The sequence below is a fragment of the Stenotrophomonas sp. 80084_Sma genome, assembly GCF_056481995.1.
Map to the genome: position 1 here is coordinate 3,208,086 of NZ_CM151177.1, position 13,012 is coordinate 3,221,097.

Below are 13,012 nucleotides of genomic sequence, written 5' to 3' on the forward strand. Positions count from 1 at the left end.
GTTACTGCCCCTTGCGTTCGGCTCGGCGAACTGCGCTCGGTACGTCGATCTCAACCCGCGCCGGCAGCTGGTGCACGTGCAGTTCCTTGTTGACCCACTCGGCTGCTTCGCCGTTGATACTCGCCTCGCCCGGATCACCGGCGTATGGCCACGGCAACACCACGCCTCCCACCGGTGGCACCAGGCCCGGCTGCACCTCCAGCACCAGCTGCTTGTCGCTGCGCTGCAGGCGGTAGTTGAGCTGGCCCTGCGGCGTACGCAGGCCTTGCACGGCGATGCCCTCGCCCTGCAGCCACGCGGTCGGTACGCCGGCGGCCAGCACCAGTGACTCGTCCATGTCGCGGTTGTAGGCGAACATGTCCAAGGCCGAGCGCACGAAGTCCGAGGCCACCCAGGCATGCGGCAGGTCACCGACGAAGAACGGCCTGCGCGGCGTGCGCGAAACTACTTCGGCCCACTGGTTCCAGGCCTGCGGTGCGCGGTCCTTGAAGAAGAACTCGGTGGCCTGCCAGGCGCGATCGCGCCAGCCCAGGCGCACGAACGCGGCCACGTTGCGCCACTCGTACGGGGTGTAGTCCTTCCACTCGCGCTTGCCGTCGCGACGGGCAACGAACTCGTTCCAGTAGCGTTCGAAGGTCGCCTCCAGCGCCTGCTGCGGCAACCTGCCCTGTTCGCCGCCCGGGGCCAGTGCGATGGTCGTCGACGTCGCGTCGAAGTCACCCAGCTCGGCCGAGCCCGGCAGGTAGTCGATGTTGTGCTGCTGCATCGCGGACAGCAGCGAGGCCTGCAGATCATCCCGGAACTGGTCGCGCGACTCGGCGATCTGCATCGCCTCGACCTTGCCCAGCTGGGTCGCCAGCAGGGCCGCGTCCTTGTAGCCGCGCAGCGCCCAGAAGTTGTCCCAGTACGAGTGCATCGGCTTGGCCGAATAGCCTTCGTGGCTGATCGAGGCCGGCATCATGCCGTAGAAGGCCGGGTTGCGTGCGCGGTTCTCCTCGGTGCGCTCGCTGGCGCGCAGCTGCTCCATGTAGCCGTAGGCGCCCTGCACATGCGGCCACATCAGCTCGGTGAAAGTGCTGTCGCCGGTGTAGCGCCCGTACTCGGCGATGCTGTAGATCAACTCGCCATGGCTGTCGTTCTCCGGCACCGGGTCGCTGCCGCGGGCATCGACGCAGCACGGCACCTTGCCGTTCTCGAACTGATACGGCGCATACCAGTTGATGTAGTCGCGCACCGCATCACTGCGGCCCATGCGCAGCAGGCCCTCGGAAATCATCGCGCCATCGCGGATCCAGCTGCGCGCATACGAACGCGTGCCCGGCTGCAGGCGTGGGCCGACGCGCGAGATCAGCATGTGCGCGACCGCGGTGCGCAGGGTATCCACCAGCGCCTGGCCCGCAGCCGGCACCTGCAGCGAGACCACGCCCAGCTTCTTGCGCCACTGCACGGCCACCTGCGCCTGCGCCTTGGCCACGTCCAGCGCCTGCGGTGCCCAGCCACCGGTCTGTGGCAGCACCACCGCCACTTCACGGCTCTGGCCGGGCTCCAGCTTGATCGTGTACATCAGCGCACCCGACGCCATGCCGGTGCTGTCCTTCACCGCTGTGGTCGCCGGGTACGTGCCGCTTTCCAGATGCATCGCATCAAGCTTGCCGTCGAACGTACTGGCAAAGCGCGCGTCCGGCACCTGCAGCGGGTAGATGCGCGGCTCACCGTTGACCCGCACCAGCTGCTCACCCACGTCCAGTGCATCGATGCGGCTGAAACCACCGACGGTGTTGAGGAACTGGGTGGGCGGGTTGACCTGCCACGGGCGGATCGCCAGCGCCAGGGTGTACTCGTGCGCGACCTTGTCCGGATTGCTCAGGCGGTAGCGGCCGATCAGCTGCGCGCGCTCCGGCGTTCCCTGCACGAAGCTGGTCACTGCCAGGCCGACCTTCTCATGCACCCAGTCGACGTTGGCGATCGGCAGGTAGTGATCCTGCAGCGACTGGGTGATGGCCACCTTCGACCAGTCCAGCAGCTTGCCATCGAGGCGGATGAACGGCTCGATGCTGAAGCTGCCCTTGGCCGGCTCCAGTGCGCCATCCTCACTGATCAATGCCTGTTCCTGGCCACCATCGAGGCCGAGCAGGGTCCAGTACGGCTGCTCGCCCACATAGGCACGAGGCAGCGAGCCGCGTGGCAGGTCGGCAGCGACCGAGGACAGGAATGCGTTCGGGGTGGAAGCAAAGGCCAGCGGCTTGAGCGCGATGTCGCGGATGCCGTAGCGCCAGTTCGGGCCGTCCTGCAGATCGAAGCGCACGTAGCGCGCATCGGTGTCCGGCAGCGCAAGCCAGTCGCGGCCACCGGCACCACTGGTGACTTCGCGCACGGTGCGCCAGTCGCGGCCATCCTCTGAGGTGCGCACGGTGTAGCGGCGGGCTTCCAGGTTCGGCAGCCAGTCGATCACCGCACCACCGATCTCGCGGCTCTTGTGCAGGTCCAGGCTGATGGTCTGCTGCTTGACGCCACCGCTGATCCAGAACGTATCGCTCTTGCCGTCGATCATGCGGTCCTGCAGCGCGGTGGCGGTATCGGCGATCACCGACGACACCAGCGCCGAGTCATCCTGGGCTGGCAGGCCCCGCAGGGTCAGCTTGTCGAAGCACACCGTGCCGCGGCCGCCGACCTTGCTGTAGATCGTGAACTCGACCGCAGCGCTGCGTGCCATCTCCTTCTCGGGAGACGGCCCCCACGCCTTGTCGATCTGGCGACGGCGATACTCGACCGGCGTCCACGCCTTGGGGAAACTGTAGCCGGGACGATTGACCCACCAGACGTTGTCGCCGCTGGCATCGATCAGCTTGAACTGCAGGTCGTTGCCCGGTGAATCACCGCGCAGCTGGAAACCGAAACGGTAATTGACCGGGTAGTCGATGTTCAGCGCGCGGCGGATGCCGACGTAACCGGAGACATCGTGGAAGTCATAGTCCAGGCACAGCGCGCGGCCACCACCGGCGCCGCTGACCGGCCGCAGCGAACCGCTGACCTGGTCGGACAGCACCAGCTTCCAGGCTGCGATGTCGTCGAAGTCGTCCAGCACCTTCGGTGCCGGCAGCGCCGGTGGTGCGGCGATCGCCAGGGAGGTCCACAACAGGCCCAGTCCAACGGCGATCGCTCGCTTCATCCTTTGACGCTCCCTAGCAACAGACCTTGGATGTAGTACCGCTGCAGCACCAGGAACAGCGCCAGCACCGGAACCACGGTGACCACCGCGCCGGCCATCATCATTTCCACGTCCATGATGTGCTCGCGCGAGAGGGTGGCCAGCGCCACCGGCAAAGTGTAGTGCTCCTGGTCGGTCAACACGATCAACGGCCACATGAAATCGTTCCATGCACCCATGAAGGTGAAGATCGCCAGGGTCACCAGCACCGGCTTGAGCATCGGCAGCACGATCTGGAAGAAGATCCGAAGCTCCCCTGCCCCGTCGATGCGGGCCGCTTCCAGCAGTTCGTCCGGAATGGAACGCGCGTACTGGCGCACCAGGAAGATGCCGAACACGCTGGCCAGCGCCGGCACGATCACGCCGCCGAAGCTGTTGACCAGACCGAGCTGCTTCATCAGCAGGAACAGCGGCAGCATCGCCACCTGGGCCGGAATCACCAGCGCCGCCATCAGCACCTGGAACAGGCGCTCGCGGCCGACGAAGTTCAGCTTGGCGAAGGCATAGCCGGCCATGGTGTTGAGCAGCAGCGAACCCAGGGTGATGCCGACCGACACCAGCAGGCTGTTGGCGAAGTTGCCGCCCATGCCGGTGCGCGCGAACAACTCATGGTAGTTGCGCGTGGTGATGCTGGACGGCAGCAGCGGCGGCGGGAAATGGGTCGCCTCGCCCTGTGGCATGAACGAAACCGAGAGCATCCACAGCAGCGGTGCCAGGCTGACCAGGGCCAGCACCAGCAACGCACCATTGATCAACCACGGGTACCAGCGCGACTGGCCGATTTCACGACTCATACCAACTGCCTCTTGCGGCCGAAACGCAGCATCACGGTGGTCACCGCCAGGATGATCAGGAACAGCAGGAACGCCACCGCGGAGGCGCGTCCCAGGTTCCACCACTTGAAGCCTTCCTCGAACATGAAATACAGCACGCTGACGGTGCTCTGCAGTGGGTCGCCGCGGGTCATCACATACGGTTCGGCGAACAGCTGGAAGTAGCCGGACACGGTGATCACGCCGACCACCAGCAGCACCGGGCCGAGCATCGGCAGGGTGATGTGCAGGAACTGCTTCCAGCGCGAGGCACCGTCGATGCGGGCGGCCTCGTACAGGTCATGCGGGATGGCCTGCAGGCCGGCCAGGAAGATCACCATGTTGTAGCCGAAGTTCTTCCACACTGCGAACAGCATGATGGTCGGCATCGCCCAGTTGGGATCACCCAGCCAGTCGATCGGGCTGATGCCCAGGTGGCCCAGGCCGTAGTTCACCAGACCGTAGCTGGTATGGAACAGGTAGCGCCAGATCACCGCCACTGCCACCAGTGTGGTCACCACCGGCGCGAACAGCGCGGTGCGGAACAGCGCCTTGAAACGCGCGGCAGGTGCATTCAGCAGCATCGCTGCGCCCAGCGACACGCCGATCGACAACGGCACGCCGATCAACACGAAGTAGGTGGTGTTCCACAGCGACTTCCAGAACATCGGCGTCTGCAGCAGATCGATGTAGTTGCCGAGGCCGACGAAGCGCAGGTTGCTGCTGTCGGCCAAGGCATACAGGTCGAAATCGGTCACGCTCAGCGCCAGCGCCGAGGCGACCGGCAGGCCGAAGAACATGCCCAGCACGATCAGCGAGGGACCGGCGAAAACCCAGCCGGCAAGCGAGGTACGTTTCATTGCGCGCTCCCGGCGGCCACGGCACTGCTCGATTGCGGCGACGGCACGCGCTGCTGCAGGCGTTGTTGTTCATGCATCCAGCGACGCTTGGCCAGCACCTTGTCCACGCGCTGGTCCAGCTCTTCCACGGCCTTGTCCTGCGCCAGGCCACCACGCACCACCTTCTCGGTGACGATGCGCATTTCCTGCACGATGCGCTCCCACTCAAGCACCTTCGGCGTCGGCTTGACCCGCTCCAGCTGGTCACGGAACGCAGCGGCCAGCGGATCGTTGGCCAGCGACGGCGCGTTCCAGGTACTGCGGCGCGGCGGCAGGTCGCCGATGATCGAATGGAAGCGCGCCTGGATTTCGGGTCGCGACAGGAACTCGATCAGCTTCCACGACGCCTCCTTCTGCTGCGATTTGCGGAAGATCACCAGGCTGGTACCACCGGCAATACCGGCGCCCGGGCCGTCCGGACCCGGCAGCGCGGCCGTACCCCACTGCCCTTCCAGTTCCTTCGGCTGCAGCTTCTTGAACTCGCGGATGTTCCACGGGCCGGAAATGTAGAACACGTTGAAGCCACGGAAGAACTCATCCCAGACGTTGGAGATCTGCGTCTCGGACATCTTCGGCGCCCAGCCCTGCTCGAACATGTTGGCGTAGAAGGCCAGCGTGCGACGGAAGCCCGGGCTGGCGAAATTGCCGCGGGTGTCGTCGTCGCGCAGCAACGGATCAGGCTGCTGCAGTGCCAGCGAAAGCTGCTGCTCGAACTCGTTGATCGGCATCAGCACCGCATAGCGGTTCGGGCCCTGCATGCGCTTGATCGCCGCCATCTGCTCGTCCCACTCCTGCCAGGTGCGCGGCGGGTGGTCGTAGCCGGCCTTGGCCAGCAGGTCCTTGCGGTAGTAAATCAGGCGGGTATCGACATACCACGGCACGCCTACCAGTTCGCCGTGGATCACATTGGTATCCCAGATGCCCTGGAAATAGTCCTTCGGGTCGACCACGGACGAACGCTGCACGAACGGCTGCAGCGGCGTCAGCGCGTCCAGTTCGGCGAACTCCGGCACCCAGGTGTTGCCCAGCTGGCACACGTCCGGCAGGCCGTCCGCGGCGAACGCAGTCAGCAGCTTCTCGTGCGCGGCGGTCCACGGAATGTTCTGCACATCCACCTTGATGCCCGGATTCTCGGCCTCGAATTCATGGATCAGCTCGCTGACCACCTCGGCTTCGCGGCCCATCGCCCAGAAGCGCACGGTGGTGGTGCCCGGTTCGGTACGGGCGCAGCCGGCCACGGCCAACACGGCCAGGGCAGGCAGCGCCCAGCGGCGCAGGCGGTCGATCCAGTTCGGCATCGGGTTACTTGCCCTGGCCTGTATTGCGGTTGGCATTGTTCTTCTGTTCCTGCGCGGCAGCCGCGCGTGATTCGGCGATACCCACCGCGCGTGCCGCCGCGGCCTTTTCGTCTTTCTGCAGTTCCAGCGGCTGGAACGAACCTTCCGGTGCCAGCCAGCCACCGCTGAACCCGGCCCGTTCCAGGCCCTTGCGGATGTACGGGTTCTTCTTCATCACTTCCCAGACGAAGTCATCGCGGTAGTTGGCGATCATGGTCAGGATCGGGCCTTGGTCGATGGCGATGTAATCGCTGGCGACCCAGCCGCGATCCGGCACCAGGCGACCGGTCTTGATCGGGATGTCGTAGTTGAAGCTGGGGTTGAACGAATCCAGGAAACCGTAGCTGGAATAGATGTAGTCGCCGTAGCGCTTGTGCATTTCCAGCGTGGCCGGGATCACCTGCTCGGGCGCGAACACCACCGAGGCGATCGCGGCGGTCGGGGCGATGGTGCCGTCATCGAAGTTCTCGCGCAGGCCGGCGCCGCGCGAGGAGTAGTGGCGGAACTGGCGCTGCTCGCCGCGGTACTCCTGGGTGGTGTTCTGCGGGCCGTCGCTGGCGGTGAGGCCCCATACGTTCTCGCCATAGTCCTTCCACTGCATCGGGTTGGCGATGGCGTACTCGCGCTGGGCCAGCGCAGCCGAGCGGCTGTTGAGGAAGTAGGTGCTGCCGCGCTCGCGCATGTACGCGTCCTGGATATCGCGGAAGTCGATCCAGACATGGCTGTACTGGTGGCCGAACAGCGGGCCGAAGGACAGGTATTCCTGGCCCTGGTAGACGCCCCAGTCGTTGTCGTAGGTGCGCGTCCACACTGTCCACGCATCCGGGCTGACCGGGTGCGTCGGCGACCCCAGGGCGAGGATGTAGACCATCATCGCCTCGTTGTAGCCCATCCAGTCGTGGTCGATGAAGCCGCTCTCCGGGAACCAGCCCATCGAGATCAGCGGCGCACGCTGCTGCAGCCACGGCCAGTCGACCTTCTTGTACAACGTGTCGGCGATCTGGCGGATCTCCTTCTCGCGCGGATCGTCACCGTCGTAGTACGACTGCGCGAACAGCACGCCCATCATCAACAGCGCGGTATCCACCGAGGACAGTTCAACCCAGCTGTCGTAGCGACGCCCTTCCTGCATGTCCAGGAAGTGGTAGTAGAAGCCCTTGTAGCCGGCCTTGCCGGTGCGCTGCGGCCCCATCGGCACGTCGCGGAAGAACTTCAGCGTGGTCAGGGTGCGGTCGATCGCCTGGTTGCGGCTGACCCAGCCGTTCTCGATGCCGATCGGATAGGCGGTCAGCGCGAAGCCAACCGAGGCGATGCTGGCGAACGGCCGCGACGGATAGCGGTCCGGGGTCAGGCCGTTGATCTCGTTGGTGGTATCCCAGAAGAACTGGAAGGTACGGCGCTCGATGTCATCGAACAGCGGCGGCAGCACCGGCTTCATCGGCCGCGGCGGTGCGTCGGCCTCGATCAGGATCACCGGCGGCCGCGGCTTGGCAGGTTCCTGCTGGGCCGGCTGGCAGGCGGCCACGGCCAGGCTCAACGCTGCGGCGGACAACAGATGGCGTGCCTGCATGGCGCGATTTCTCCGGTGGTCTGATCGATGGGAAAGCATACCGTCCAATGATCTGAAATCGTTTACAAGATGCGTTCTGAAAAAACCACGAAAAACGTGGTTTGACACCGCGATCATTGCCCATGCCGCTGCCGCCTGGCCGGCAGCGGCATGGGCAATGGACCGGCACGGGGCCGGCCATTGCCTTTTTTCTTCCTGCCGATGCCGCCGGCGGAGCGGCGGCATCGGATCGTGCATCTACATCCGGGCTTAGAAGCGGAAGCCCACCTCAGCCTTGACCTGGCGCGGCGTACCGATGATGTCGCCGGTCTCGTTGTAGCTGACCAGCAGCTTGCCGTCGCTCTTCACGTAGTTCAGCTTGGAGAAGTTGTCGAAGTTGAGCACGTTGATGATGTCGATACGGGCATACAGCTCGGTATCGCCGGCCAGCTTGAAGGTCTTGGTCGCCTGCAGATCCAGCGAGCGGTAGCCGAAGATCTTGCCGCCGAGCAGGAAGTGGCCGTTGCCCGACGGTGTGCCTGCAGCCGGGGTCGGCATGCAGTTCGAATTGCCGGCCTGGGCGATGCAGGACCAGTCGTTGCCCGGGGTCGGCGTGGCCAGGGTCAGCTTGCCACCGAAGGTGATGCCCCAGAAGCCGTCATACGAGCCGGTGACCACCAGGCGGTGGCGCGGCGCGCCGTTGGACTTGATGGTCGGGTATTCACCGATGGTGCCGCGATCGAACGAATAGTGCTCGTTGATGTTGCGGTTGTGGCGGGCATTGGTCCAGGTGTAGGCGATCGAGGTGCCCCAGCCGCTTTCCTTGCTGTACGGCTTCTGCGCCGACAGCAGGATCTGGGTGGAGCGGGTCTTGATGCCCTGCTGGCCGATGATCAGGCTGCCGAAGCCCGGGATGCTGCAGCCCCACGGCTGACCGTAGGTCGGCTCGTCAGCGCCGCACAGCAGCTGGTTGTCGAAGAAATTGCCGTTGTTGAAGCGGTTGCCCAGCGTGTAGGCGAAGCCGTCGTAGGTCAGCGTGCGTGAAATCGTGGCATCGGTCAGCCACTCGCCAATCTGGTTGCTCATGCCGAGGCTGAACTGGTCGGAGTACGGCACCTTCATGTTGTTGTTCAGCAGATCGACTTCCATGCCTTCATTGCTGGTGGAACCCAGCAGTGCCTGCACGTTCTCGATGCCGTTCATCAGGTTCGGGTTCCAGTCAAAGCACGGGGTCTGTCCGTACATGCAGCTGCCGGTGGCCGGGTTGCGGAAGAACACGGTCGGCTGCGGCAATGCCAGCTTGGTGGTTTCCAGTGCCAGGTTGTCGAACAGGTCGCGATCATAGGACCGGCCGGCGCCACCATGGAACACGTGCTGCTCATCGGCGTTGACGTCATACGAGAAGCCCAGGCGCGGCTGCCAGGCATTCTTGAAATTCTTGCGATTGTGACCGGTGCTGATGTAGTCGTTGACGTTCAAACCACTGAGCGCCAATGTCTGCGCATAGGTCTGGCCCGGAGGCGCATGCCTGTCCTGCGAGAACAATGCGTTCACAACCTCCGGCGGGGTCACGAAATCGGTATAGACCGGGTTCTTTTCGTAGTCCCAGCGCAGGCCGATGTTCAGCTGCAGGTGGTCATTGACCTGCCAGTCGTCCTGGATGAACAAGCCGATCTGCTTGACCTTGGCGCGCACCTCGGACTGCACGCCGGTGACACCAGTACTGGCCTTGGTGAACTGCGCCTTGTAAGGGGTGCCGGAGGAGAAGGCAGGGTTGTCGATGGTGTAGAAGAACTGCGGATTGATCTGCGCGGCATCGGACGCGTACAGATCGATCTGCTTGTACTTGGCGCCCATCTTGATGGTGTGGTCGCCGGCCCACTGGAGGCCGTCCAGGGTCAGGTTATCCTCGATCGCCCAGCCCTTCTGGCCCTTCACCTGAGAGGCGAACGCATCGGCTGCGCCGATCTGGACGAGGGTCTTTTCCTGCGGGGTGTTCCGGTTCTTGTCACCAAAGTCCGGCGCGGTGTAGACGATACCGTTGCCGTAGGTCAGCGGCAGCGGATTGTTGAACGCCTCCTCATGGGTGACCATCAACTCGTTGTAGAAACGCTCACCGCTGTGGTTCCAGCGCAGCGCGTAACGGCGGTCGGTGTTGTCCACCACCTTGCCGTGCACCTTGGCGGTCTGGTCACTGAACTGCTGCTGGGTTTCGTCGCGATCCTGGAAGGTCAGCTCGATACGATCGTTGTCGGTCGGCTCGAAGTCGATCTTGGCGAAGATCAGGTCCTGCTGGAACGGCTGGCTGGCCGGGCCGAGACCTGCGAGACCATCGGCGGGCAGATTGGCGGCCGCCGAGCTCACTGCACCGTCCGGCGCGATGGTCACCGGCAGATCGAAGCGCTTGGCTTCATAGGTGACGAAGAAATGGGCCTTGTCCTTGATGATCGGGCCACCCAGCGCGAAGCCGTATTCCTTCTCGGCCGAGTCTTCCTTGCTCTTGCCCGGCTGGCGTTCGGCCGGGGTCATCGCACGCATGCTTTCGTTGGTATAACGGTAGAAGGTCTCACCCTTGAACTCGTTGGTACCCGACTTGGTTGCAGCGGTGATCGCGGCGCTGGACACCTGGCCGTACTCGGCCTTGTAGTTGCCGCTGATAACCTTGTATTCACCGATGGCCAGCTGCGGGAACGGGTTGCCCGCGCTGCCGGACTGGCCGGAAATGCCGCCGCCCTTCACGTAGCTCTTCTGGCCCACACCATCGATGTAGACGTTGGTGCCGTCGGAGTTGGTGGCACCGCCACGCAGCGAGGTGTTGCCCTTGGCATCGCGGGTGAAGATCATGCCTGGCACCGCGTCGGCGAATTCCAGGAAGTTGCGCGAGACCTGCGGCGTGGTCTGGATCTGCTGCAGGCTGACGGTCTTGCCGACTTCGGACGTGCGCACTTCCTGCAGCAGGGTCGGTGCGACAACGTTGACGGTGTCCAGGTTGGTGGCCGCGGTCGAACCCGGGGTGCTGCTGGCGGCACCGGCGAAGTTCAGGGTAGCAGTCGAGGCCACAGTGACGGTGACCTTCTGCGACTGGCCGTTGGCGACCACGTCATAGGTGCCCGGGTCCAGGCCCATCAGCGAGTAGCTGCCATCGGCACGGACGGTGCCGCGACGGACGGTGCCTGTGGCCAGGTTGGTGGCGGTCACTTCGGCGCCGGCCTGGGCGCCGGAAACCTGGCCGCGCAGGCTGGCATTGGCCGACTGCGCCATGACGTTCGGAGCGGCGGCCAGCATCAGGCAGCTGACCAGTGCGGTGCTCAGCAGCCGGCGCGCCGGCGTGCGGAAGGTGGTGTGCATCATCAACTCAATCTCCGGGTGGCGGTAACCGCTCGCGCGGTCCCTGCGATCAATCAAAAAAGAAGGAACGCCTCTGGCTTCAATGGCCCGATGGCGGAGTGGTGGAATCGCGAACTATCAAGCGGGGAACCAGGGTCTGCTTGTCCCCTGTCCCGTCCGTGGAGGTGCCGTCCATCAACTGCAGCAGGCGCGTCATGGCCCGGTCGCCGAGCTCGGCGATGCTGACCTGCATGGTGGTCAGCGACGGGTGGACGAAACGCGCCAGTGGAATGTCATCGAAACCCGCCAGGGCGACATCGGTCGGAACACGGACACCGGCCTGCGTGAATGCATACAGGCATCCCAGGGCCATCATGTCGTTGGCGGCGAACACGGCATCAGGCAGCGCTCCGGCTGCCAGCAACTCCTGACCGGCGCGATGGCCGGAAGCTTCGTCGAAATCACCGGGCAGCTCGATGCCCTCGGCGCCACCGCCAAAAGCCGCCAGCGCGTCACGGAAGCCGCGCAGGCGCTCGCGCGCGTCGAAGTTGAGATCCGGGCCAGAAATGAAAGCGATGCGACGGTGGCCGGCGTCAAGCAGATGGCGGGTCATCGCCATCGCACCGGCATGGTCGTCGATGCTCAGCACCGGGTGGTCCTGCCCGGGCAGATAGGTGTTGATCAACACCGTCGGCAACGACTGCGGCAGGTTGTCGGTCAGGAAACCGGGGCTCTCGGCATAGGGCGAGAGCACCAGCAGGCCGTCGACGCGGCCGCGCATGGCGCGCAGGGCCGCGCCCTGCTGCTCCTGGTCACCGTGGTAGCTGGACACCAGCAGGTGCTGGCGACGGCTACGGGCGACATTGTCGATGCCACGCATCAGTTCGGAGAAGAATTCGCCGTACAGGTCAGGCAGTACCACGCCCACCGTATTGGTGCGGCGGCTGCTCAGGCTGCGGGCGGCGGCGTGCGGGGTGTAACGCAGCCGTGCGGCCACCTCCAGCACAAGCTGGCGGACCGGTTCGGCGACATTTTCATGCCCGTTGAGCGCGCGGGAAACCGTGGCCACGGAGACCCGGGCTTCGCGAGCGACGTCTTTGATTGTGATAGCTGCCTTGTTCACGAAGCCGCCCTCCACGGCTTGGACCTACCAGCATTGGCGCGGAATGTAAGCGTTTCCATCTGGGCTTGTAAACAGTCCGTTAGGCGAATGTCCCGAAATGGACATGGAAATCTGTCTGCAGCGAGCCCCCGCAGGGACCCGCCAGGACAGCGTGGGACAAGGGCTCAGCCCTGTTCTGACGGGGTCTGCGCGCGGATGGACAACGCGTGGATATCGGTCTCCATCATCGTCCCCAGCGCGGCGTACACCGCGCGATGCCGGGCCAGCGGGCCCAGTCCGGCGAAGCGTTCACTGACCACATGTACGTTGAAATGGCCGCGGCCATCGCGCGCACCGGCATGGCCGGCGTGGCGATGGCTGTCGTCCTCGATCTCGAGCACGCTTGGCGCCAGCGCATGCTGCAGCGCATCACGCATTCGCGAGATCCGTTCCGCGTTCACGGCAACACCTTCCGGAACGGTCGCACCTGCACGCGGGTGTAGACGCCGGCGGCCACGTACGGGTCGGCGTCGGCCCAGGCCTGGGCCTGCAGCAGCGACTCGAACTGCGCGATCACCACCGAGCCGCTGAAACCGGCCGGACCGGGGTCTTCACTGTCCACCGCCGGGCAGGGGCCGGCCAGCAGCAGGCGTCCCTCGTCGCGCAGCGCGTGCAACCGCGCCAGGTGTTCCGGCCGCGCCTGCAGCCGCTGCGCCAGCACATCCTGGCCGTCATACCCTTCGATCACATACCACACCGGCATTTCCTCGCTTGCGTT

9 protein-coding genes are annotated in these 13,012 nt (G+C 64.8%); all 9 read right to left on the reverse strand.

Features of this window, described 5'->3' with window-relative positions; all coding sequences use genetic code 11:
• Position 1: 1 nt before the first annotated feature.
• Positions 2-3,169 carry a discoidin domain-containing protein gene (locus tag ACZK3W_RS14905; RefSeq protein WP_197615985.1) on the reverse strand — a complete coding sequence of 1,056 codons (3,168 nt, stop codon included), beginning with the start codon at positions 3,167-3,169 and terminating at the stop codon, positions 2-4.
• A complete protein-coding gene (locus ACZK3W_RS14910; protein ID WP_006378064.1) occupies positions 3,166-4,002 on the reverse strand; it encodes a carbohydrate ABC transporter permease in 837 nt (278 codons plus the stop codon). The genes ACZK3W_RS14905 and ACZK3W_RS14910 overlap by 4 nt, the downstream gene beginning before the upstream one ends.
• Entirely contained in the window at positions 3,999-4,880 is an 882-nt protein-coding gene (locus ACZK3W_RS14915; RefSeq protein WP_032129770.1) for a carbohydrate ABC transporter permease, read from the reverse strand. Before ACZK3W_RS14915 ends, ACZK3W_RS14910 begins: the two co-directional genes overlap by 4 nt.
• Positions 4,877-6,217 (reverse strand): sugar ABC transporter substrate-binding protein, encoded by a 1,341-nt coding sequence (locus ACZK3W_RS14920; RefSeq protein WP_032129771.1) that lies wholly within the window; start codon positions 6,215-6,217, stop codon positions 4,877-4,879. The genes ACZK3W_RS14915 and ACZK3W_RS14920 overlap by 4 nt, the downstream gene beginning before the upstream one ends.
• Before the next feature lie 4 nt (positions 6,218-6,221).
• Positions 6,222-7,826, reverse strand: coding sequence for a glucoamylase family protein (locus tag ACZK3W_RS14925; RefSeq protein ID WP_032129772.1), 1,605 nt, complete (start codon positions 7,824-7,826; stop codon positions 6,222-6,224).
• A gap of 249 nt (positions 7,827-8,075) precedes the next feature.
• Positions 8,076-11,156, reverse strand: a complete 3,081-nt coding sequence (locus ACZK3W_RS14930) for a TonB-dependent receptor domain-containing protein (protein ID WP_197615986.1) — start codon at positions 11,154-11,156, stop codon at positions 8,076-8,078.
• A 76-nt stretch (positions 11,157-11,232) separates the two neighbouring features.
• Complete coding sequence (locus ACZK3W_RS14935) at positions 11,233-12,270, reverse strand: LacI family DNA-binding transcriptional regulator (protein WP_032129774.1); 1,038 nt, start codon at positions 12,268-12,270, stop codon at positions 11,233-11,235.
• A gap of 149 nt (positions 12,271-12,419) precedes the next feature.
• The gene (locus ACZK3W_RS14940) at positions 12,420-12,695 is read right to left on the reverse strand and encodes a BolA family protein (protein ID WP_434060509.1); all 276 of its coding nucleotides are present in this window, start codon (positions 12,693-12,695) and stop codon (positions 12,420-12,422) included.
• Positions 12,692-12,991 carry a YciI family protein gene (locus tag ACZK3W_RS14945; protein WP_032129789.1) on the reverse strand — a complete coding sequence of 100 codons (300 nt, stop codon included), beginning with the start codon at positions 12,989-12,991 and terminating at the stop codon, positions 12,692-12,694. Before ACZK3W_RS14945 ends, ACZK3W_RS14940 begins: the two co-directional genes overlap by 4 nt.
• Positions 12,992-13,012: the final 21 nt, after the last annotated feature.